The sequence below is a fragment of the Pseudomonas sp. DWRC2-2 genome, assembly GCF_049897885.1.
In the GTDB taxonomy this organism is placed as follows: domain Bacteria; phylum Pseudomonadota; class Gammaproteobacteria; order Pseudomonadales; family Pseudomonadaceae; genus Aquipseudomonas; species Aquipseudomonas azotoformans_A.
The window spans coordinates 420,922-443,598 of the sequence record NZ_JAFCXD010000004.1 but is presented as its reverse complement, the minus strand read 5'-3'; the positions used below and the strand labels follow the sequence as shown (position 1 = coordinate 443,598).

19 protein-coding genes and 1 riboswitch are annotated in these 22,677 nt (G+C 61.8%); of the genes, 7 read left to right on the top strand and 12 right to left on the bottom strand.

The window, feature by feature from the left end; genetic code table 11:
• Positions 1–11 precede the first annotated feature (11 nt).
• Positions 12–1,499 carry an AhpA/YtjB family protein gene (locus ACP7EW_RS20840; RefSeq protein ID WP_426219373.1) on the top strand — a complete coding sequence of 496 codons (1,488 nt, stop codon included), beginning with the start codon at positions 12–14 and terminating at the stop codon, positions 1,497–1,499.
• A 186-nt stretch (positions 1,500–1,685) separates the two neighbouring features.
• Here the strand turns inward: ACP7EW_RS20840 and ACP7EW_RS20835 are convergent, their stop codons facing one another.
• From ACP7EW_RS20835 to ACP7EW_RS20800, 8 genes are all read right to left on the bottom strand, one after another.
• Positions 1,686–2,396 carry a PqiC family protein gene (locus tag ACP7EW_RS20835; protein WP_033897860.1) on the bottom strand — a complete coding sequence of 237 codons (711 nt, stop codon included), beginning with the start codon at positions 2,394–2,396 and terminating at the stop codon, positions 1,686–1,688.
• 176 nt (positions 2,397–2,572) lie between these two features.
• Positions 2,573–4,837 carry a DNA topoisomerase IV subunit A gene (gene parC / locus ACP7EW_RS20830; RefSeq protein ID WP_025999681.1) on the bottom strand — a complete coding sequence of 755 codons (2,265 nt, stop codon included), beginning with the start codon at positions 4,835–4,837 and terminating at the stop codon, positions 2,573–2,575.
• A gap of 73 nt (positions 4,838–4,910) precedes the next feature.
• Positions 4,911–5,906, bottom strand: a complete 996-nt coding sequence (locus ACP7EW_RS20825; RefSeq protein WP_426219370.1) for an esterase-like activity of phytase family protein — start codon at positions 5,904–5,906, stop codon at positions 4,911–4,913.
• Positions 5,906–7,813, bottom strand: a complete 1,908-nt coding sequence (parE, locus tag ACP7EW_RS20820) for a DNA topoisomerase IV subunit B (RefSeq protein ID WP_033897857.1) — start codon at positions 7,811–7,813, stop codon at positions 5,906–5,908. The genes ACP7EW_RS20825 and parE overlap by 1 nt, the downstream gene beginning before the upstream one ends.
• A gap of 45 nt (positions 7,814–7,858) precedes the next feature.
• Positions 7,859–8,467 carry a YqiA/YcfP family alpha/beta fold hydrolase gene (locus ACP7EW_RS20815; protein ID WP_426219368.1) on the bottom strand — a complete coding sequence of 203 codons (609 nt, stop codon included), beginning with the start codon at positions 8,465–8,467 and terminating at the stop codon, positions 7,859–7,861.
• Between the two features lie 49 nt (positions 8,468–8,516).
• Positions 8,517–9,332 (bottom strand): 3',5'-cyclic-AMP phosphodiesterase, encoded by an 816-nt coding sequence (cpdA, locus tag ACP7EW_RS20810; RefSeq protein ID WP_426219366.1) that lies wholly within the window; start codon positions 9,330–9,332, stop codon positions 8,517–8,519.
• Positions 9,333–9,429: 97 nt separating this feature from the next.
• Positions 9,430–9,879: a DUF1249 domain-containing protein gene (locus ACP7EW_RS20805; protein WP_003171323.1), complete on the bottom strand. Its 450-nt coding sequence runs from the start codon at positions 9,877–9,879 to the stop codon at positions 9,430–9,432.
• Positions 9,870–10,487, bottom strand: a complete 618-nt coding sequence (locus ACP7EW_RS20800; RefSeq protein ID WP_033897867.1) for an NUDIX domain-containing protein — start codon at positions 10,485–10,487, stop codon at positions 9,870–9,872. Before ACP7EW_RS20800 ends, ACP7EW_RS20805 begins: the two co-directional genes overlap by 10 nt.
• Before the next feature lie 455 nt (positions 10,488–10,942).
• Between ACP7EW_RS20800 and ACP7EW_RS20795 the strand changes: the two genes are divergently transcribed.
• Entirely contained in the window at positions 10,943–11,680 is a 738-nt protein-coding gene (locus tag ACP7EW_RS20795; protein ID WP_269132676.1) for an RsiV family protein, read from the top strand.
• Here the strand turns inward: ACP7EW_RS20795 and cytX are convergent.
• A complete protein-coding gene (gene cytX / locus ACP7EW_RS20790) occupies positions 11,649–12,938 on the bottom strand; it encodes a putative hydroxymethylpyrimidine transporter CytX (protein WP_426219363.1) in 1,290 nt (429 codons plus the stop codon). The genes ACP7EW_RS20795 and cytX overlap by 32 nt on opposite strands.
• Positions 12,939–13,091: 153 nt before the next feature.
• Complete coding sequence (gene thiC / locus ACP7EW_RS20785; RefSeq protein ID WP_016975619.1) at positions 13,092–14,981, bottom strand: phosphomethylpyrimidine synthase ThiC; 1,890 nt, start codon at positions 14,979–14,981, stop codon at positions 13,092–13,094.
• Positions 14,982–15,130: 149 nt separating this feature from the next.
• Positions 15,131–15,236, bottom strand: a riboswitch (TPP riboswitch).
• A gap of 194 nt (positions 15,237–15,430) precedes the next feature.
• Between thiC and ACP7EW_RS20780 the strand changes: the two genes are divergently transcribed.
• Positions 15,431–16,870: a TolC family outer membrane protein gene (locus tag ACP7EW_RS20780; RefSeq protein ID WP_028615490.1), complete on the top strand. Its 1,440-nt coding sequence runs from the start codon at positions 15,431–15,433 to the stop codon at positions 16,868–16,870.
• Between the two features lie 120 nt (positions 16,871–16,990).
• Here ACP7EW_RS20780 and waaA read toward each other — a convergent pair whose 3' ends face one another.
• Positions 16,991–18,268: a lipid IV(A) 3-deoxy-D-manno-octulosonic acid transferase gene (waaA, locus tag ACP7EW_RS20775; RefSeq protein WP_426219361.1), complete on the bottom strand. Its 1,278-nt coding sequence runs from the start codon at positions 18,266–18,268 to the stop codon at positions 16,991–16,993.
• A 23-nt stretch (positions 18,269–18,291) separates the two neighbouring features.
• Entirely contained in the window at positions 18,292–19,182 is an 891-nt protein-coding gene (locus ACP7EW_RS20770) for a LysR family transcriptional regulator (RefSeq protein WP_033897848.1), read from the bottom strand.
• 101 nt (positions 19,183–19,283) lie between these two features.
• On the opposite strand from ACP7EW_RS20770, the gene ACP7EW_RS20765 reads away from it, so the two are divergent.
• From ACP7EW_RS20765 to ACP7EW_RS20750, 4 genes are read left to right on the top strand one after another with little or no spacing between them, the layout of a single operon-like run.
• A complete protein-coding gene (locus ACP7EW_RS20765) occupies positions 19,284–19,619 on the top strand; it encodes a DMT family transporter (RefSeq protein WP_010213655.1) in 336 nt (111 codons plus the stop codon).
• A 55-nt stretch (positions 19,620–19,674) separates the two neighbouring features.
• Positions 19,675–20,850, top strand: a complete 1,176-nt coding sequence (locus tag ACP7EW_RS20760) for an NAD(P)/FAD-dependent oxidoreductase (RefSeq protein WP_426219359.1) — start codon at positions 19,675–19,677, stop codon at positions 20,848–20,850.
• A complete protein-coding gene (locus ACP7EW_RS20755; protein WP_426219357.1) occupies positions 20,847–21,659 on the top strand; it encodes an aldo/keto reductase in 813 nt (270 codons plus the stop codon). The genes ACP7EW_RS20760 and ACP7EW_RS20755 overlap by 4 nt, the downstream gene beginning before the upstream one ends.
• Before the next feature lie 41 nt (positions 21,660–21,700).
• Entirely contained in the window at positions 21,701–22,660 is a 960-nt protein-coding gene (locus ACP7EW_RS20750; RefSeq protein ID WP_028615485.1) for a hypothetical protein, read from the top strand.
• Positions 22,661–22,677: the final 17 nt, after the last annotated feature.

The following is a 22,677-nucleotide window of genomic DNA, read 5'->3' as shown; positions in this document are numbered from 1 at the left end:
GCCGAGCGCAAGTGAACCGGCCCACGCCAGTAAAAACCGATAATTTCTTCCTGCTGATCTTCCGGGCACTGCGCCACCGCCGTGTACCGATCGCATTACGCATCGCCAGCCATAACGTGATCCTGGTCGCCCTGGCCTTGGTGATCTACGCCTGTGTGATGGGTTTGCAGTTCAAACAGGCCATGCACGAGCAAGCCGACGCCCTGGGCGAGAGCTTGACCACCCAGACCGCCACCTCGGCGACTGAGCTGCTGGTGTCCAACGACATCCTCAGCCTCAACGTGCTGCTCAACAATCTGACCAAAAACCCGCTGGTGGCCCACGCCGCCATCTACAGCGTGGACAACCGGATCATGGCCGAAGCCGGGCAGCGCCCGAAAAACGGCCTGCTGGGTGAAGCCGAAGGCCTGTACCAGAGCAACATTACGTTTCAGGATGTGAAGGCCGGCCAACTGCGCATCAGCCTGGACATGCAGCAATTCCAGCAGCCGATGACCATCAGCCTGCAAAGCATGGGCATCTTGAGCGCAATCCTGCTGGCCTTGGCGTTGGCCTTGAGCCTGCGCCTGGGTCGACACATCTCTACGCCGCTGATGCAGTTGCGCATCTGGCTGCGCGATATCGACGAACACACCCCGGCCACTGACCGCCAGGATGAAATCGGCGACCTCGCCCGCCAGCTGCACGCCAGTTTCGCCCCGGAGCCGGTGGTGCGCGAAGTGGAGCCAGAGCCTGAGTTCGACGATGAGCCTGAATTTGCAGTGGAAGACACCCCGGTGGCTGGCCTGAAGCCTGCCACCCGCCAGGCGTTCAAAGCCGAAGAAGACGAACTGGACGACGAAGACCCCTTCGCCGACTTGCGCGACACCTCGGCCAGCGCACCGGCCGTCGCACCAAAACCCGCCCCGGTGAAGAATACCGAACCTCAGTTCAGCGCTGTACTGGCGGTGCAACTGGGCGCTCAGGACCAACTGCGTCGCCTGCCCCGCGCACGCCTGACCGAGCTGCTGGAGCGCTACCGCGACTGCCTCGACCAGGCCGCGTCGCTGTACCAGAGCGAACTGCACACCCTGAACGATGGCAGTACCTTGATGCTGTTCCACAGTGAAGACAGCGGCGAAGACTACCTGACCAACGCCATCTGCTGCGGCGAGTTGCTGCGCGCCCTGGGCCATGCCCTGCAGATCGAAGTGGCCGACAGTGGCATCACGCTGCAACTGCAGTTGGGCCTGACGGTGAGCGATGACCTGTTTGGCATGACCCAGATCGACCTGCTGCTCACCGAGAGCGCCCAGGACGCCCTGGCGCTGTCGCAACACAGTCGCAACCTGCTGCTGGTGGAGCGCAAGATCAGCGAAGACACGCTGATCCGCCAACGCGCACGAATCCGCCCGATTGCCAGCCCAGAGGGTGCCAGCTGCGTGGAGCGGTTGATGGAACCGTATCCGTCGATGCTGGAGCGGCAGTTGGCGCGGATGCACGAGACCCGCAAGCCCTGAGCAACAGAGTGGGCTTGTGTGGGAGCGGGCTTGCTCGCGAATGCGGAGTGTCAGTCGGATACATTGGTGACTGAGCCACCGCTTTCGCGAGCAAGCCCGCTCCCACAGTTGATCTTCAGTGCTACCAAAATCGCACAAAAAAAGGCCCGCTGAATCAGCGGGCCTTTTTTGTATCTGCGATTCAGATCAGAACCTGAACACTTCCATATCCGTACGAATCGGCGTTGCCATCGGCATCTTCGGCTTCTGCGGTTCTGCCGGCTTAGCCTGTACCGGGGCGCTTTGCTTGCGCGGTGCTTCGGCAATCGGCGGCTGGTTGGCCAATGGCTTGAGGGCCACCGACAGCTGTTGTGCCAGATGCTGCAACAACACGCCCTGGGCCTGGACCTGGGACGCGGTGGTGCCGGTGTGTTGCTCCTGCAGGTGCACAATGCGGTTATCGCGGACCTGGCCACGACGATCGATCAAGCGCCATTGCGCATCGAGGATCGCCGGTTGCGACGTACCGGAGTCAAGACGGGTAATGGTCAGCAACACCTGCACATCAGGGGTAAAACCCGTCGGCGCGGGCGCCAGCACCACACGCTGGCTGTCCAGTTGACCCGCCACCTGGCGCAACATCAATTGGTTGATGTCGGAGGACAAACTGCCCGCCCAACGACCATCGGTGGAACCTTGCAGGCTGCCGTCGTTCTGACGTTGCAGGAGTGTTTCGCGTTGCAGGTAGTCGGCGACGACCACCGGGCCCAGCAAGACGGCCATGCCGGCGGTCTGTGCAGGTTGAGCCGGACTTCCGCTGTCCAGCTGGTACAGCGACACCGGTTGATGTGTGCTGCAACCCGCCAGCCCCAAAAGGCCAGCGAGCACAAAAAATAAAGGAAGGCGTGGAGCAGTCATCATCCCATCCAGGTGGCTGCCACAAGGCGAACCACAATGTAATACTAAAAATAACCTAAACACGCTCGGCCACGCCGGCGCTGGAAAGGCCATATCATCCGTGAATATGCGCCATGACTCCAGCGCCAAAGCGTCGATCTACGCGTTAAATCGTAGATCGAGGGCTCTAATACGCGTTAAACCGGCGTTTCCACCAGCAAAGCATCCACGCGCTGGAAGCCGCGAGGCAATTTGTTACCACGCCGACCGCGCTCACCCTTGTAATGCTCAAGGTCGTCAGGACGCAACGACAGGGTACGTTTACCGGCTTGAAGCACCAACGTCGCGCCTTCCGGGATCACTGCGATGTCGGTCACGTACTCTTCGCGACTGGCCACCCGCTCGCCGGGAATACCAATGATCTTGTTGCCCTTGCCTTTGCCCAACTGCGGCAGGTCGCTGATCTTGAACACCAGCAAACGCCCTTCGGTGGTCACCGACGCCAACCAGTTGCTCTCGCGATCGTCCACCGGCCGAGGCAGGATCACCTTGGCGTTGTTCGGCAGGCTCAGCAGAGCCTTGCCCGCCTTGTTCTTGGCCTGCAGGTCTTCACCTTTCACCACGAACCCGTAACCCGCGTCGGAGGCGATCACGTACAGCGCATCATCGTCCGGCAGCAACACGCACTCGAAATTCGCCCCTGGCGGCGGCGTCAGGCGCCCGGTCAACGGCTCGCCCTGCCCCCTTGCGGATGGCAAGGTGTGGGCCGGCACCGAATAACTGCGCCCGGTGGAGTCGATAAACACCGCAAACTGGTTGGAACGCCCGGCAGCGGCGGTCTTGAAACCATCGCCGGCCTTGTACGACAAGCCAGTGGCGTCAATATCATGCCCTTTGGCGGAACGAACCCAACCCTTTTCCGACAGAACGACGGTAATTTTCTCGTTTGGCAGCAGCTCGGTTTCTGTCAGCGCTTTCGCTTCGGCGCGCTGGACGATCGGCGAACGACGGTCATCGCCGTAGGTTTCCGCGTCTTTGATCAACTCGCTGCGCACCAGCTTCTTCAGCTTGGCCTCGCTGCCCAGCAGCGCTTGCAGCTTGGCTTGTTCCTTGAGCAGCGCATCTTGTTCGTCGCGCAGCTTCATTTCTTCCAGCCGCGCCAATTGACGCAGGCGGGTGTCGAGGATGTAGTCAGCCTGGATCTCGCTCAGCTCGAAACGCGCGATCAACTCGGCTTTCGGGTGCTCGGCGGTCCGGATGATGTGGATCACTTCATCCAGGTTGAGATAGGCGATCAGCAAGCCGTCCAACAGGTGCAGGCGACGCTCGACCTTATCCAGGCGGAATTGCAGGCGGCGACGCACCGTCTGCACCCGGAACTCCAGCCATTCCACCAGCAAGTTGCGCAGGTTTTTCAGCTGCGGCTTGCCGTCCAGGCCGATGATGTTGACGTTGACGCGGTAGCTGGACTCCAAGTCCGTGCTGGCAAACAGATGTTGCATCAGCACTTCGTGGTCGACCCGGCTGTTGGTCGGGATGATCACGATACGGCAGGGGTTTTCGTGGTCGGATTCGTCGCGCAGGTCGGCAACCTGCGGCAATTTCGACGGTTTGGCCTGCATCAACGCGGCGATCTGCTCCAGCACCTTGGCACCGGACACCTGATGCGGCAGCGCGGTGACGATAATGTCGCCATCTTCGATGTGGTACACGGCGCGCATGCGCACCGAGCCCTTGCCGGTTTCGTACATCTTCAGCAGGTCGGCGCGCGGCGTGATGATCTCCGCTTCGGTCGGGTAGTCCGGGCCCTGGATGTGTTCGCAGAGCTGTTCCACCGTGGCTTTGGGCTCATCCAGCAAGCGCACGCACGCGGTGGCGACTTCGCGCAGGTTATGCGGCGGCACATCGGTGGCCATGCCGACGGCGATGCCGGTGGTGCCATTGAGCAGGATATTCGGCAAACGTGCCGGCAACACCAGCGGTTCATCGAGAGTGCCGTCGAAGTTAGGGCCCCAGTCAGCGGTGCCCTGGCCCAATTCGCTCAGCAGGACTTCCGAGTAACGCGACAGGCGTGCCTCGGTGTAGCGCATCGCTGCGAACGACTTGGGATCATCCGGCGCACCCCAGTTGCCCTGGCCGTCTACCAGCGTGTAGCGGTAGCTGAACGGTTGGGCCATCAATACCATGGCTTCGTAGCAGGCGGAATCGCCGTGGGGGTGGAACTTACCGAGCACGTCACCGACGGTACGCGCCGACTTCTTGTGCTTGGAATCGGCGTCCAGGCCCAACTCACTCATGGCGTAGATAATGCGCCGTTGTACAGGCTTCAGGCCGTCGCCGATATGCGGCAAGGCACGGTCCATGATCACGTACATGGAGTAGTTGAGGTAGGCATTTTCGGTGAAGTCAGCCAGCGACCGGCGTTCTACGCCATCTAAGCTGTCTGCGAGGATGTCACTCATGCGGGCCTCATCATGGTCGGGTAAGGTGCTGCGGAACTGCCGCTGCACCGGGTCAATTCAAAAAAACAGGGGCTCATGGGCGAGCGCTCCAGCCACCGGCAGGGGCGGCGAAACGATAGACCACGGGGCGCTTTTCACCATCGGCACGCGGGCCGAAGTTGTTGTCGATGCCCAGCCAGGCGCCGTCGGCATCCACCACCAGGGCTTCGGCCAGGCCATAGGGCTGGGGATAACGCCGCTCGGGCGTCAGGGTCTCGTCGGCAAACGACCAGCACAGTTCGACCTTGGCCGTGACCGCATCCCGCCGGCAAATCTGGAACGCATTGCGCTCCAGGGTAAACAGCTTGCCGTTGAACAGCGCCAGGTCGGCGAAGTCCTTGGACACCGCCTTGGCGTTCGGGAACTGGGCCGGTTGCACTTCCTGGCCGGCTTCGCTCAACAAAACGCAGGGGCCGTCACAGTCCCACAGGCTTTGCGGACGCTTGATCGAGATCAGTCCACGTCTTTCGCGCTCAGCGGCCAGCCAGATCTGGTTGCCTTCGGGGTTGATCGCCAGGCCTTCAAACAATGCATTGAAGTGCAGCAGCATGCCGCTGGCGCGCGCTTCACGCACCATGCCCGGCGCGATCTTCAACCACTCAGGCGCGCCCGTCACCGGCACTTGCAGCACCGCCGCATGGGCTTCGCTGACTATGTAGCGGTTGCCGGCGGCATCGCAGGTGATGCCTTCAAAGTCCAAGTCACCACCGCGAATGAACGATGCGGCCTTGGTGCGCGAACGCAAACCCCAGGGCAACCCGGACTCGGGCACCGGTGGCACGTCGATCTTTACCGCCTCGGCCTGCCAGGTCGGCGCGCTGATATCCAGGCGGTAGATCTGGTCGTCATCGCGGTCGGAAACCGTCCACAACTCCTTGCCACACAGGGCCAGGCCCGACAGGTTGCCGCCGCGCATGCCGTCTACCGGGTGTTCAGACACCAGCTTCAACTCAGCCACGGGCGCGGCCACCACTGGGGTAGCCGCCAGCCCGCTCAACATCAGGATCGCCAGGGCGAAACCTGTGCGCATCAGCCCAGAACCTCGGCCAGGTTGCCTTTGGATTCCAGCCAGGATTTGCGGTCCGGCGCGCGTTTCTTCGCCAGCAGCATGTCCATCATTTCCGAGGTGGCGGCGAAGTCGTCGCCCAGCGTCAACTGCACTAGACGCCGAGTGTTCGGGTCCATGGTGGTTTCGCGCAGCTGCGGCGGGTTCATCTCACCCAGGCCCTTGAATCGTGTGACCTGTGGCTTGCCGCGTTTCTTCTCGGCCACCAGGCGGTCGAGGATGCCATCACGCTCGGCTTCGTCCAGGGCGTAGTAAATCTCCTTGCCCAGGTCGATCCGGTACAACGGCGGCATGGCGACGTAGACGTGACCGGCATCCACCAGCGGGCGGAAGTGCTGCACGAACAGCGCGCACAGCAGCGTGGCGATGTGCAGGCCGTCGGAGTCGGCGTCGGCAAGGATGCAGATCTTGCCGTAGCGCAGCTGGCTCATGTCCGCCGCGCCTGGGTCTACCCCAATGGCCACGGCGATGTTGTGCACTTCCTGGCTGGCCAGGACTTCGCTGCCATCGACTTCCCAGGTGTTGAGGATTTTGCCGCGCAACGGCAGGATCGCCTGGAATTCCTTGTCCCGTGCTTGCTTGGCGGAACCACCGGCGGAGTCACCTTCCACCAGGAACAGCTCGGAGCGCATTGGGTCTTGCCCGGCGCAATCGGCCAGCTTGCCGGGCAATGCCGGGCCCTGGGTGATGCGCTTGCGCTCGACCTTCTTGCTGGCCTTCAGGCGACGGCCGGCGTTGTTGATCGCCAGTTCCGCCAGGGCCAGGCCCAGCTCTGGGTGCTCGTTGAGCCACAGGCTGAACGCGTCCTTGACCACGCCGGAGACAAACGCCGCCGCCTCGCGGGACGACAGGCGCTCTTTGGTCTGGCCAGAGAATTGCGGCTCCTGCATTTTCATCGACAGCACGAACGCGATGCGCTCCCACACGTCTTCCGGCGCCAGCTTCACGCCGCGCGGCAGCAGACTGCGGTATTCGCAGAATTCGCGCATGGCATCCAGCAAGCCTTGGCGCAAACCATTGACGTGGGTGCCGCCCTGGGCCGTCGGGATCAGGTTGACGTAGCTTTCCTGCACGCTGTCGCCACCTTCCGGCAACCACAGCAGCGCCCAGTCCACGGCTTCTTTATTACCGGCCAGGCTGCCGCAGAACGGCTCGTTGGGCAGGCGCTCGAAGTCGCTGACGGAATCTTCCAGGTACGAGCGCAGGCCATCTTCGTAGTGCCACTCGACCTTCTCACCGGTGCCTTTGTCTTCAAAGGTCACCAGCAGGCCTGGGCACAGGACAGCCTTGGCCTTGAGCACGTGCTTGAGGCGGCTGATGGAGAATTTCGGCGAATCGAAGTATTTCGGGTCCGGCGCAAAGTACACACTGGTGCCGGTGTTGCGCTTGCCTACGGTGCCGATCACTGCCAAGTCGGTGGCTTTGTAGCCATCGGCGAACGTCATCTCGTACTCGTTGCCATCGCGCTTGACCCTGACGCGAACCAGCGTGGACAGGGCGTTGACCACCGAAATACCCACACCGTGCAAGCCGCCGGAGAACTGGTAGTTCTTGTTGGAGAACTTGCCACCCGCATGCAGCTTGGTGAGGATCAGCTCAACGCCGGGCACACCCTCTTCCGGGTGGATGTCCACCGGCATGCCGCGACCATCGTCGGACACTTCCAGGGAATGGTCAGCGTGGAGAATGACATGCACCGACTTGGCGTGGCCGGCCAGGGCTTCGTCGACGCTGTTGTCGATGACTTCCTGGGCAAGGTGGTTCGGCCGACTGGTGTCGGTGTACATGCCGGGGCGTTTGCGCACCGGGTCGAGGCCCGAGAGGACTTCGATGGCGTCGGCGTTATAAGAGCTAGCGCTGGGAGTGGCCATGGGGTCTCGTCGTGAGTCGTTCGATTAAAAAGTGACCTGCGATTCTTACAATGAAGAAAAATCGAAGGATTGATACTGATCTGCGCCAATGCCGGCAAAGCTCAACATAGCCGGCAATTGCTGGGCGAACCCCTGGTAACCATGGTCGCCGCCGGACTGGATGCGCAAGGCACAGGCCCGGTAATACTGCTGGGCGAGGCGATAATCCAGGGTTTCATCCCCGGTCTGCAACCACACCTGATACCGCGCCGCATCCTGGGGAGCAGGTACTTCCAGCTCGGCCAGCGCCGTGACGTGGTCGTGGGTCAGTTCCCAGGTTTCATCGGTGTAGAGGTTCTTCTGGGTGCCCAGGTAACCGTCGAACATCCGGTGAGGGCTGACCGCCGGGTTCACCAGCAGCGCCTTGAGGCCATGGCGCTCGGCAAGATGGGTTGCATAGTAGCCGCCGAGTGAGCTGCCGACCAGCAGTGGCCGCCCCAGTTCAGCGATCGCCGCTTCCAACTGAGGAATCGCCTGACGGGGATGGTGATGCAGGGCCGGTACGCGCAATTGGTCGGCCAGGCCAATGGCACCCATTACGGTGATCAATTGAGTGGCCTTGTTGGACGCAGGCGCGCTGTTGAAACCGTGGATATACAGGATCGAAGCGGACATGCCGGGCTCTCCGTGCTTGCGCCAAAAAGGCGCAGTTTACAGGTAAATCTCAGTAGCCGTTGCTACCGTAATCCACCGTAAACGCGAAGCCGACCAAGCGCTCTACCCCGGTCTCCAACCGTCCGTCGGCATGCAGACGCAGCCAGCGGTAGCCCGGCGCTTGCTCGCTGACCTTGAAATCCTCGCTGCCCGGTGCGAACTGGATGCAGGTGGACGGCGATGCCAGCAGGCGCACGCCGTTGCGCTCGCGGTCGATTTCCTGGTGCACATGCCCCCACAGTACCGCCCGCACCTGCGGAAAACGGTCAAGCACGGCAAACAATGCCTCAGGATTGCGCAAGCCAATGGGGTCCATCCAGGCGCAACCGATGGGCACCGGATGATGGTGGAAACACACCAGATGATGACGGTTAGGTGCTTCGCTCAGGGCCTGGGCGAGCAGCTGCAGCTGTTGGTCTTGCAGGTAGCCCGGCACTGAACCGGGTACGGCGGAATCCAGCAGGGTCACGCGCCAGTTGCCGATATCGAGCACCGGCTCCAGCAGATCGCTGTGCACGGCGGCGTGAGCCATGATCTGCGGCTCGTCATGATTGCCGGGAATCCAGCGCGCCGGGGCGTCGATCTGCCGGGTCATGTCGCGAAATTGCTGGTACGACTCCAGCGTGCCGTCCTGGGACAGGTCCCCCGTGGCCAACACCAAATCGATGCGCGGCTGCTGCGCGCGCACCCGTTCAATCACACCTTGCAGGCTGTCACGGGTATTCATGCCCAGCAGCGTACCGTCGGCCTCGGCAAACAAATGGCTGTCGGACAGTTGCACCAGCAATGCGGGCGCATCGGGACTCACAGTGGATACGCTCGGCAAGGCGCTCTCCCAAGGCAATCACAGGAATGGACGTGTGGCGTGATTATGCTGGGGCAGGACACAAGAGGAAACCTTGGGAAGCAGATGCAGTTCACATCTACCGCACAACTTCGAACTCATGGCCCAAGGCCAGGCAATGGCTCAACCATTCACCGAGGAACACATTGAGTTGTGCTTTCTCATCGGGCTGGTGCATGAACACGTTGGGGTAAGGATAGATGCTGCGAAAGCGTCGTGCATGCTCGGCGCTGATGACTTCGGCCATCCGCGCGTCGTGGTACACCTGCACTTCCAGTTGCGGCACCGGCAGCCAGGGCAGGCTGTGTTCCTGACGCACGCGCAGGGTGGTGGTGTACGGGCAGTTGACGATGACTTCCAGCGCCAGCACGCCGAGCATCTGGTCGCCGTGGGTCACGCCAATGCGGCGGGCCTCCGGGGCATGGCGCATGTCGGGGAGCAAGCGCATCAGCCGCGCATAGTTGGCCTCGCAGGCGGCTTGCAGCCCGATCAGGTCGACTCGATAACGTTCCCGTGCCTTTACTGCCATAACCCCCTCACTTCCGCGCGATTAAGCGCAAGCCATTGCAGGGCGATAATGCTGGCTGCGTTGGAAATTTTGCCGTCGCGCACCGCTTGAAGGGCATCTTCGAAGGCCCAGACGGTGACGCGGATATCTTCAGCTTCTTCTTCCAATCCATGGACGCCCCCCACACCAGCGCTGTCGCAGCGACCCAGGTACAAGTGCACATATTCGGTACTGCCGCCGGGCGACGGGAAATATTTGGTGATCGGCCACAACGCGGAGAACGTCAGCCCAGCTTCCTCCTCGGCTTCGCGGTGCGCAACTTCCTCAGGTTGCTCGTCCTTGTCGATCAGGCCGGCGACCATTTCGATCATCCAGGGGTTGTCGGTACGGCCCATGGCTCCGACGCGAAACTGCTCGTTCAACACCACTTCATCGCGCTGCGGGTCGTAGGGCAATACACACACGGCATCATGGCGCACAAACACTTCGCGGTTGATCACCCGGCTCATGCTGCCGTCGAATTTTTCATGGCGCAGTTGTATCTGATCCAGCTTGTAGAAGCCTTTGTAGAGATTGTCGTGCTGAACAATTTCGATCTTGTCCGGCGCCGACTTTGCAAAATCCGTCATATCCATCCCCGTTGAACCTGCGCAATTGGCGCCATCCTAACGCGCCCGTGCCTCTGGATGCAGCCCCTTTCCAGTTGCCGGGATAGACGGCGGGCGTCAAACTCAGGGGGGCGCTCTCAATTAGTTTCCCCGTCGCGCCGGGCCTGCTGCTGTGCAGGGCAAGGCGCGAGAAGCGTGGTTTGGTTGTTCCAAATAAGCTTCGAGCAACGCAGCCCTGCACAGCAGCAGGCCCGGCCCTTCGGGTTGTGCCTTAAAGCGGGCCATGCTGCGTTGCAGGCCTTGGAAAGGGAACACCATTCCCAGCGGCCTGCGCCTTGCCTGGCCCGCTTTAAGGCGACAACGCGACGGGGAAACTAACTGAGAACGCCCCCCTAATCAGCTTAGTGGCGAACTGACTGCCTTGCCGGTAGTCGAAGCTGCACAATTTCGCTCTTATCGACGGACGAAGACCCTACATGTCGCTTTTAAAAATCGCCTCCGTGGCCTGTATCGCATTGACCCTCGGTGCCTGCCAAAGCCTGTTCCAGCCCAGCTATAAAGCCCCGCTGGACGCCACCCGCGACGCCACCGAGCAAAGCAAGCCAGGCTGCGCCAGCGCCGATTGCCCGCTGGTGAACATCGACACGGTGCACTTTGCCAAGGAGCCCAAGCTGGACGCCTTGATCGAACAGCGCCTGCTGGAAATGACCCAGGCCGACCCGCTGCCAACCAGCCTCGCGACCTACAGCGAGCAGTTCCTGCGCACGGCCGCTCCACGCAACAGCATGTACTTGCAGGCCAAGGTACGTGAGCAGCATGACGGCTTGGTGATCATCGAACTCTCCAGCTACCTGGACCAGGGCGCCACCCACGGCGAGCCAGGCCGTGCGTTCATCAACTATTCGCGCCAGCAGCAAAAGGCCCTGACCCTCACCGACATGTTGCTGCCCGGCAAGGAAGACGCCTTCTGGAAAGCCGCCCAAGTGGCCCATAACAGCTGGCTGATCAGCACCCGCCTGAGCCTGGAGCCGGAGTACGTGAAACAGTACCCCTTCCAGAAAACCCCGAACGTGGCGCTCACCTACGGTGGCGTGATCCTCAAGTACCCCACCACCACCATCGCGCCGTATGCCTTGGGCCACGTCGAGTTGCAGATTCCGTACTCGCGCCTGGACGGCATCCTCAAGCCTGAACTGGTGCCTGCGCGCCGCTGAAGGCCCGACCCAGGATAAGTTGCAACAGCCCTGCCAGCACCAGCGCCGGCAGGGTCGCGCCGATGTCCGGATACAGATTGGCCAGCAGGTGGTAAACCGCAATGCCACCCAGCCAGGCGATTAACGCCGGCCAGCGCAGGCTGGCTAAGGCTCCCCCGCTACGACGGCGCAGGATGAAGTGATCCACCAGCACCACGCCAAACAGCGGCGCGAATACCGAGCCGATCAGCAGCAGGAAGTTCTGGTACTGAGCCAATGGCGCAAAGCAGGCGATGAGTGTGCAGATCACGCCAATCGCCAGCGCCAGGTGCTCAACCTTCAAACGCAACAATATCCCGCTGGAAACCGCCGCCGAGTGAATATCGGCGAAGGCGTTTTCCGATTCGTCCAACAGGATCAATAGCAGCGGGATCCCCAGGCCAGCCCCGGCCAACGCCAGCAACAGCGCGTTCACTTCGCCGCTCGGCGCAAACGCCAGGGTGTAGGCCACACCCAGGCTCATCAGCCAGAAATTACCGATAAAGAACCCCAGCGCGGTACCGCCGAACACACTTTTGGCACGCTTGCCGAAGCGTGAGTAATCCGCGATCAGCGGCAGCCACGACAGCGGCATGGCGATGGCGATATCAAAACCCACCGCAAACGGCATGGAACCGTCACCCGCCCTGGCCCAGAGTGCGACGAGGTCGGCTTTGGCGAACAGATTCCACGTCAGCCACAGGCAGGCGGCGAGCAGCAGCCAGATCCCCCATTTGCGCAGGATCTGACGCACAAAAGTCAGCGGACCACTGACCGCCAGCAGCGTTGCCAGACCGCCGAAGAACAGGGTCCACAGCAATGGGCTGGCCAACAGGCTGCCGTCACTGAACGCCCGCGTGCCCAACAGGCTGGCTGCATCGCGCATCACGATGATTTCAAACGAACCCCAGCCGATCAACTGCAGCAGGTTGAGCAGCGCCGGCAGGCTTGCGCCTTTGGCGCCAAGGCTGAGCTTGAGGGCCGCCATGGCGGAAAGGCCGGTGTCGCTGCCGATCACGCCGACGGCGGCCAGCAACAGGACACCCACCAGGGTGCCGAGGAAAATCGCCAGCAACGAACCGGACAGGCCCAGGCCCGGCGCAAGCAAGGCGCCGGTTTGCAGGACCATCAGGCCGATGCCGAGGGAGAACCACAGGGAGAACAGGTCGCGGGCACCGAAGACTCTTTTGTCGCTCGGTACTGCGATCTCCGGGGAGTAAGTACTCGGTTGAATGCTCAAGGGTGTTATCTCTGAGGAACATTTGTTGTTTGGGAGATTGCATTCGCGAGCAAGCCCGCTCCCACATTTGGAATGCGCTCCAAATGTGGGAGCGGCGGTGCGACGATTCGACTTGCTCGCGAAGAGGCCATTAAGGACAACTACAGTCCCGGATCAGACCTTTTTGTACAGCTGACTGCCTTCCTGCTTGAACCGCTCCGCCTGCTCCGCCAAGCCCTTGGCCACATCCACGTCCACTGCTTCAATGCGCTGGTTGGCCGCGTATTCACGCACTTCCTGGGTGATTTTCATCGAGCAGAACTTCGGCCCGCACATGGAGCAGAAATGCGCGACCTTGGCCGAGTCCTTTGGCAGGGTTTCATCGTGGTACGAACGCGCCGTGTCCGGGTCCAGGCCGAGGTTGAACTGGTCTTCCCAGCGGAACTCGAAGCGCGCCTTGCTCAAGGCGTTATCGCGGATCTGCGCGCCCGGATGGCCTTTGGCAAGGTCAGCCGCGTGGGCGGCGATCTTGTAGGTGATGATCCCGGTCTTCACGTCATCCTTGTTCGGCAGGCCCAAGTGCTCCTTGGGAGTGACGTAGCAGAGCATGGCGCAACCGAACCAGCCGATCATCGCCGCGCCGATGCCGGAGGTAATGTGGTCATAGCCCGGCGCAATGTCGGTGGTCAGCGGGCCGAGGGTGTAGAACGGCGCTTCGTCGCAGCATTCGAGCTGCTTGTCCATGTTCTCCTTGATCAACTGCATCGGCACGTGGCCAGGGCCTTCGATCATGGTTTGCACGTCGTGCTTCCAGGCGGTCTTGGTCAGCTCGCCGAGGGTTTCCAGCTCGCCGAATTGCGCGGCGTCGTTGGCGTCGGCAATCGAGCCTGGGCGCAGGCCGTCGCCGAGAGAGAAGCTGACGTCGTAGGCCTTCATGATTTCGCAGATTTCGTCGAAATGCGTGTAGGTAAAGTTCTCTTTGTGGTGCGCCAGGCACCACTTGGCCATGATCGAACCGCCACGGGACACGATGCCGGTGACGCGCTTGGCGGTCAGCGGCACATAGCGCAGCAGCACGCCGGCGTGGATGGTGAAGTAATCCACACCTTGCTCGGCCTGTTCGATCAGGGTGTCGCGGAACAACTCCCAGGTCAGGTCTTCGGCGGCGCCGCCGACTTTTTCCAGGGCCTGATAGATCGGTACAGTGCCGATCGGCACGGGCGAGTTGCGGATGATCCACTCGCGGGTTTCGTGGATGTGCTTGCCGGTGGACAAATCCATCACGGTGTCCGAACCCCAGCGAATGCCCCAGGTCAGTTTCGCCACTTCTTCTTCGATGGACGAACCCAGGGCGCTGTTGCCGATGTTGCCGTTGATCTTCACCAGGAAGTTACGGCCGATGATCATCGGTTCCAGTTCGGTGTGGTTGATGTTGGCCGGGATGATCGCGCGGCCACGGGCGATTTCTTCGCGCACAAATTCCGGAGTGATGATCTTCGGCACGCTGGCGCCAAAGCTGTGACCGGCGTGTTGCTGGTCGAGCAGGCCAGTGGCGCGGGCTTCTTCCAGCTTCATGTTTTCGCGGATGGCGACGTATTCCATCTCGGCGGTGATGATGCCTTTGCGCGCGTAGTGCATCTGCGTGACGTTGGCGCCGGCCTTGGCGCGACGCGGGTTCTTCACGTGGGCGAAGCGCAGCGCGGTGAGTTCGGCATCGCTCAAGCGTTGCTGGCCGAAATGCGAGCTGAGGCCAGGCAAGCGCTCGGTGTCGTTACGCACTTCGATCCATGGCGAACGTACATCGCCAAGGCCTTTGCGCACGTCAATGATGACGTTAGGGTCGGTGTACGGGCCGGAGGTGTCATAGACCACGACCGGCGCGTTGATTTCACCGCCGAAGTCGGTGGGGGTCACGTCCAGGCTGATTTCACGCATCGGCACGCGAATATCCGGGCGAGTGCCTTGTACGTAGATTTTTTGCGAGCGGGTAAAGGGCTGCACAGAGCCGGAGTCGACCTTGGCCGATTCACTCAGGTGCACGGTATTTTTTAGTTTTGTCGTCATCACGGGCTCTCCAACTTATCCAGGCGGTGGATTTTTGTCGGAGCGAACCTGTGACGGATGGGCGCACTGAAACCAGTGCTGTGCTTGGCGCACGAGAGCTGTTCAAAAAACGAACAACAACCCGGACGAAGCACAAGAGGACTCGCCGGGTGACGAGAAATCTTGTTCCCTACGCAGGCGCTAACCTGATCAGGTTCAACGGGATCCGGTATTTACCGATCTCAGCCTTCCAACAAGGCACCCCGACAAGAACGCGGCCAGTCTAGACCATGGCGTGGGCAAATTGCCAATGGCGGTGCATTCAGCGTGATGAATGGCTCTTTTGCAGATTGTTGTGCGGTGATCGCGCCACTACACTCGGGAACTGCTTCAAGGCTTGACGCCACACAGGGCGAGCCTTAGCCTTGGGCGCTAAATTACATCCATAATATTTATCTAGGGATCGCCTCATGCTGCGCAAACTTTCACTGGCTCTCGCCGTGTCTTGTGCGACCAACGGAATGGTCTGGGCAGCTGAAGCGCCCTTGTCCGCTAAAACTGACTTGGTCAGCGTCTACCAGGAAGCGGTGGACAACAACGCCGACCTGGCCGCCGCCCGCGCCCAATACGGCGCGCAAAAAGAAGTGGTGCCCCAGGCCCGCGCCGGGCTGCTGCCGAACCTGACCGGTGGCGCCGATATCAATAACGTGCGCACCCAGATCGACACACCCGCCGCCACCGCCAACCGCGATGCACATTCCTGGCGGGCCACCTTGAGCCAGCCGCTGTTCCGCGCCGACCGCTGGTTCCAACTGCAGGCGGCCGAGGCCACCAACGAGCAGGCGGCGCTGCAACTGTCGGCCACCGAACAGAACCTGATTCTGCAAAGTGCCGAAAATTACTTCGCCGTGCTGCGCGCCCAAGACAACCTGGCGTCGACCAAGGCCGAAGAGAATGCCTTCAAGCGCCAACTGGACCAGTCCAACGAGCGCTTCGACGTCGGCCTGTCGGACAAGACCGACGTGCTGCAATCCCAGGCCAGCTACGACACCGCCCGCGCCAACCGCATCCTGGCCCAACGCCAGGTGGAGGACGCGTTCGAAGCCTTGATCACGCTGACCAACCGCCAATACAACTCGATCCAGGGCATTGTCCACACGCTGCCGGTGCTACCGCCGCTGCCGAACGACGCCAAGGCCTGGGTCGAAACCGCCGGCCGCCAAAACCTCAACCTGCTGGCCAGCAACTACGCCGTCACCGCCGCCGAGGAGACCTTAAAACAGCGCAAAGCCGGGCATGCCCCGACCCTGGACGCCGTGGCGCAATACGAAAAAGGTGACAACGACGCCCTGGGCTTCAGCAACCCGAATGCGTTCGGCACGCCGTACCGCGGCGATGTGGAACAACGCACCATCGGCCTGCGCCTGAGCATCCCGATCTACAGCGGCGGGCTGACCAGCTCGCAAGTGCGTGAGTCCTACTCGCGCCTGGGCCAGACCGAGCAACAACGCGAAGGCCTGCGCCGCCAGGTAGTGGAAAACACTCGCAACCTGCACCGTGCGGTGAACACCGATGTGGAGCAGGTACAGGCGCGCCGCCAGTCAATCATCTCCAACCAGAGCGCGGTGGAAGCCACGGAAATCGGTTATCAGGTGGGTACGCGCAATATCGTCGATGTGCTGGATTCACAACGCCAGCTCTACGCGTCGGTGCGCAACTACAACAACAGCCGCTACGACTACATTCTCGACAACCTGCGCTTGAAGCAAGCAGCGGGCACTTTGAACCCAGGTGACTTGCAGGACTTGGCGCGCTACTTAAAGGCTGACTACAACCCGGACCGCGACTTCCTGCCGCCGGACCTGGCCAAAGCTGCCGCCGAACAGCTCAAGGCCCGTCCCGGCTATTGAGTTCACCGCATAACTAATGTGGGAGCGGGCTTGCTCGCGAATACGGCGTGTCAGCCAGTACATCTGGCACTGATACACCGTATTCGCGAGCAAGCCCGCTCCCACATTTGATTTGTGTTGTCAGTGGTTTAGCAATCTGCCCAAACCATCGAGCAAACGCTTGAGAGCGCCTTGGTTGGCCTGCATCACCTTAAGCCCCGCCTGCGCCATCTTGCGCGCATCCTGCGGCAGTTCGAATAACTGGCGCACGGCTTCGGCCAAGCCTTCGGCGTCATCCACCTCTCGCAACGCCCCGGCTTCGCGCATCATCGCGGTGATTTCGAGGAAGTTGAACACGTGCGGCCCCATGATCACAGGCTTGGCCAATGCCGCCGGCTCCAGGGGATTGTGCCCGCCGGTCGCCACCAGGCTGCCGCCGACAAAAGCGCTGTCGGCCAAGGCGTAGAGAAACAGCAATTCACCCATGGTGTCGCCGAGCAGAACCGAGGTTTGCGCGGTGACGGCTTCGCCGCTGGAGCGACGCACGGTGGCAAAACCTTGCTGCTGGCACAGCTCGAACATCGGCCCGAAGCGCTCCTGGTGGCGCGGCACCAGGATCAGCAGCGCGTTGGGATAGCTTTCGAGCAATTGGCGATGGGCTGCCAAGACGACGTCATCTTCACCTTCATGGGTACTCGCGGCGATCCACACCGGGCGCTCGCTGGCGCCCCATTGCGCGCGCAACGCAGCGGCCCGCGCTGGCAGCTCGGGGTCGATGGTCAGGTCAAACTTGATCGAGCCGGTGACGTCGACGGTTTCCGGGCGAGCGCCAAGGCTAAGGAAACGCTGAGCTTCGGCGTGCGTCTGCACGGCGAACAGGCTCATTTGCGCCAGCATCGGCGCCGTCAGCTTGGCAAAGCGTGCATAGCCCTTGGCCGAACGCGCCGACAGCCGCGCATTCGCCAATGCCACCGGAATCCCACGCTGGGCGCAGGCGTGGATATGGTTGGGCCACAGCTCGGTTTCCATGATCACCGCCAGTTTCGGCTGCACACGGTCGAGGAAACGTCTGGCAGCGCACGGCAAGTCATACGGCAAATAGCAATGCTGGATGCGTGGCTCGTTGGCGAACAATGCCTGGATGCGCTCGGACCCGGTGGGCGTCATGCAGGTAACAGTGATCGGCAGCGTCGGATAACGCGCCAGCAACCCGCGCACCATGGGCGCGGCGGCAATGCTCTCGCCTACCGACACAGCATGCACCCAGATCCCGCCGGGCTGCATCACCGGCAGGCCATAGGAGAAACGTTCGCCGACGCGCTTGGCATAGGCCGGCGCCTTGCGCGCGCGCAGCCACAGACGTAAAGCCACCAACGGCAGCGCCAGGTAAAACAGACAGCTGTAGAGAGTTCTATTCATGGCGGCGGAGTTTATCGGCTTTTTCAGTCGATCGCCTGCAAGCACTCGGCAAATCGTTTGGCCAGGAAGCGCGCGGCAGGTCCCAGGTGTTCGTCGCGGCGCCAGACCAACTCCACCACCAGGGCCGGCGGCGTCCATTCGCTGTCCAGCTCCACCATCTGTTGCTGATAGGTCGGGTACTGCACGATATGCCGGGGCAGCCAGGCCCAACCCAGGCCGCTCATCAGCCACTCGGCCAACACGTAGAAACTGTCGGCGCGCCATACCAGCGGGCTGGCCGCTTCGCTGCCGGGATACACGCTGGTCTGGGTCGACATCAGCAACTGGCGGAACTGCGCCAGGCGTTGGCACGTCACGTATTGCTCCTTGGCCAGTGGGTGATTCACACCGCACACCGTGACCATCTCCACACTGCCGACCACCCGTCGCTCCAAGGCTTCGGGGATCTGGTCGTGATAGAACAGCAGGCCCAGGTCAGCCTTGCGCTCCACCAACTTGCGCGCCACATCGCCTTGGGCGGCGCTGGACAGCTGCACTTCCAGCAATGGGTATTCGCCGGCCAGGGCTTCCAGGCTGTCGAGGACCGGCTGAAACAGCATGGCTTCGTCCTGGGCCAGGCGCAGGCACGCCTCCTCGCCGCGGGTCAGTGAAAGCGCCCGGCCATTGAGGCGCTCACATTGGCGCAGCACTTCGCGTGCTTCCTCTAGCAATACGCTGCCGGCTTCGGTCAACCGTGGTTGGCGGCCGCTGCTACGCTCGAACAGGCTGACGCCGAGGTCCGCCTCCAGCATTGCAATCCCATTGCTCACCGCCGACTGCGCCTTGCGCTGTTGGCGCGCCACGGCCGAAAACGAGCGCTGTTCGGCGACGCTGACAAACAGGCGCATTTGCTCCAGATCCCATTGCACGCTCATGGCTCAACCCATCTCCAATTTAGATAGGTAATGACTTTACCCCATCTAATTAAACTCTAAAATGCCAGCCTTATCTGATTGCTTTATCCCGAGGATTGACCATGAACGTCGCTTACTACTACTTGGCCATTGCCATCTGCTCGGAAGTGATCGCCACTGTTTCCATGAAGGCCATCAAGGGCTGGAGCACGCCGATCCCCCTGCTGCTGGTGATCGTCGGCTACGGCGTGGCGTTCTGGATGCTGACGCTGGTGGTGCGCACGGTGCCGGTGGGCGTCGCCTACGCCGTGTGGGCCGGGATGGGCATTGTGATGGTGAGCATCGCGGCGCTGTTTATCTACGGGCAGAAGCTGGATATCCCGGCGATGCTGGGAATGGGCCTGATTGTGCTGGGCGTGGTGGTGATCCAGTTGTTCTCGAAAACCGCCGGGCACTGACCACTCCTCAACAGCCTGTATACTGCGCCTCTTGTCTTGAACACTGAGGTCGCCCATGCCATCCGTTATTTCCACCGACGTTCTGATTGTCGGCGCCGGGGTTGCCGGCCTCTGGCTGAATGCGCGCCTGCGCCGCCAGGGGTTTTCCACGGTGGTGGTGGAAAGCGCCACCTTGGGTGGCGGGCAAAGCGTGAAGTCCCAGGGGATCATTCACGGCGGTGCGAAATACGCCCTGCATGGCGCGCTAACTGGCGCCTCCGAAGCCATTGCCGACATGCCGCGCCGCTGGCGTGAAGCGCTGGCGGGTAACGGTGAGTTGGACCTGACCGGCGTGCGTCTGCTGTCCGAAGCCCATTACCTGTGGTCGCCGGGCACCCTCGCAGGCAACCTCACCAGCTTCTTCGCCAGCAAGGCCGTGCGTGGCCGTGTCGATCAGGTCAAGGGCGACGACCTGCCGCCAGCCCTGCAAGACCGTCGATTCAAGGGCAAGGTCTATCGCCTGGCCGAGCTGGTCATCGACGTGCCGAGCCTGATCGAGCGCCTCGCGCAGCTGGCCGGTGATGGTTTGCTCGCCGGGCAGCACATCGAGCCTTTGCTGGAAGGCAACACACTCGTCGGCCTGACAGTGGACGGCCGCGAGATCCGCGCCCAGCGCATCGTGTTGAGTGCCGGCGCGGGCACGGCAGATCTGCTGACCGCGCTGGGCCTGAGCCAGCCGGCGATGCAGAAGCGTCCTTTGCACATGATCATCGCCAAAGGCCCTGGCCTGAAGCCGTTGTATGCCCACTGCCTGGGCGGCGGCACCAAGCCGCGCATCACCGTTACCACTCACCCGGCCGCCGATGGCAACTGGGTGTGGTACATGGGCGGTGACATTGCCGAAGCCGATGGAGTGGCGCGCACGCCGCAAGAGCAGATCGCCACGGCGCAGAAAGAGCTTGCTCAGCTGTTGCCGTGGATCGACATGAGCCAAACCCAGTGGGCCACCCTGCGCGTCGACCGTGCCGAGCCACTGCAATCGGGCCTCACTCGTCCCGACAACGCCTTCATCGCCGAAGAAGGCCGCCTGTTGGTAGGCTGGCCGACCAAACTGGCCCTGGCACCGGACTTCGCCGATAGGGTAATCAACAGCCTGGAACGTGACGGTATCCGCCCAAGCGCCAGCGAGCCCCTGCCCGACCTACCAAAACCCGCCATCGGCGTACCTGCCTGGGAGCAACTGTTGCCATGAGCCTGCCTACCCTGCACGACCTGCATCGCCCCCTGGGCAGCACCGGCCTGATGGTTTCGCCACTGGGCCTGGGCACCGTCAAGCTGGGCCGCGACCAAGGGGTGAAGTACCCCAGCGGCTTCCAGATTCCCGGTGACGACGAGGCGCGCATGCTGTTGCGACAAGCCCGCGAACTGGGCATCAACCTGATCGACACCGCGCCGGCCTATGGCATGAGCGAGGAACGCCTGGGGCCGCTGCTGCGCGATCAACGTAAGGACTGGGTGATTGTCAGCAAGGTCGGTGAAGAGTTCGAGAATGGCGCATCCACCCACGACTTCAGCGCGGCTCACACCCGCCGGTCGATCGAGCGTAGTTTGAAACGACTTGAAACCGATTTTATCGATCTGGTGCTGGTGCACTCCGACGGTAACGACCTGCACATCCTCAACGACTGTGAGGTCTACCAGACCCTGGCCGAGCTGAAAAAAGAAGGCAAGATCCGCGGCTTCGGCTTCTCCGGAAAAACCGTCGAAGGCGGGGTGAAGGCTCTGGAACAGGGCGATTGCGCCATGGTCACCTACAATTTGAACGAACAGGCCGAGAAAGCCGTCATTGATTATGCGGCCGCCCATGGCAAGGGCATCCTGGTGAAAAAGGCCTTGGCCAGTGGTCACGTTTGCCTGGAGTCTGGAATGGATCCAATTCGTGCGAGTTTCATGCTGTTGTTTGCGCAAACGGGCGTCGCCAGTGCTATTGTCGGGACCATCAATCCGCTGCACCTGGCCCATAACGTGGCGACCGCTGCCCAGGTCATTCGTCAACTCTGATGCCGCCCACGCGGCCGACCCCGTCGCAAGAAGGAGCCGACATGCCGCGAACGCTCATAAGAAAAAACCCCAGCAACTTCAAGACACTGCCGCTGCACGTGGAAGCCACCCCCGAAGGCTTGAGTTACCAGAGCGTCGGCATGCCGCTCAACTTTGCCCAGACCCTGCAACGGCGCAAACCGGTGGAAGTGGCCGACCCAGAGCGCTTCGCCCTGGAACTGGCCAACCTCGGGGTATCGGTACGCCTGACCCTGCACTGGCAAAACCGCGATTATTGGGTGCTGGTGCGCCAACGCCGCCAAGACCGTGGCGATGTGGTGCTCAAGCTGATCTCCGGCTACGTACCCGCCCATGAACTGAACCTGCCGCTGCACACCGCCATCCAGGAAATCGCCGAAGAGTGCCTGTTGGAGACGCCAGAAGGTTGGCTGGGCGGACGCTTCAACGACACTTGGCTACCGGCGCCTTATTCCGCCGCGCTGCATTACCGTGAAGCCCTGCCCTTTCGCCTCAGCCCGCTGTCCGGTGCCGCCCGCCCGGTACGTTGCGCCACCACCCAATTGATCGAGCGCCCGCGCGCCTACGTGCACCTGCCCACCGCCTCCCTGCAACTGATCTATGACCTGCGCCTGGAAGTGCCCAAGGAAGCCAAATCCCTGAGCCTGTTCCATGTGGACGAGCGCCTGGAAGGCGATCAACTGGTGGCACGCCTGGACCGCCAGCGTCCTGACCTGTACCTGATGCCGTTGAAAGACGGCCAGCCCCTGGCCGAGTTGTACACCGTCAAGAAAGACCAGCTGTACCCGGCGAGTACTCGCGGTTTGTACCTGGCGGAAAGCTTCGCCCAGCAGGAAGGCTGGCTGGTGCGTGAAGAGCGGATTCGCTGGAAGGATTGGCTACGCCAGCAGGGGTTGGCGGAGCCGGAGAAAGAGTCGAAATTGAAGCGCCTGGCACAGCGGGTGCTGCGCAAGATCGTGCCGAAGAAAAAAGCCAAGGCCTGAATCAGCCCGCTCACTAC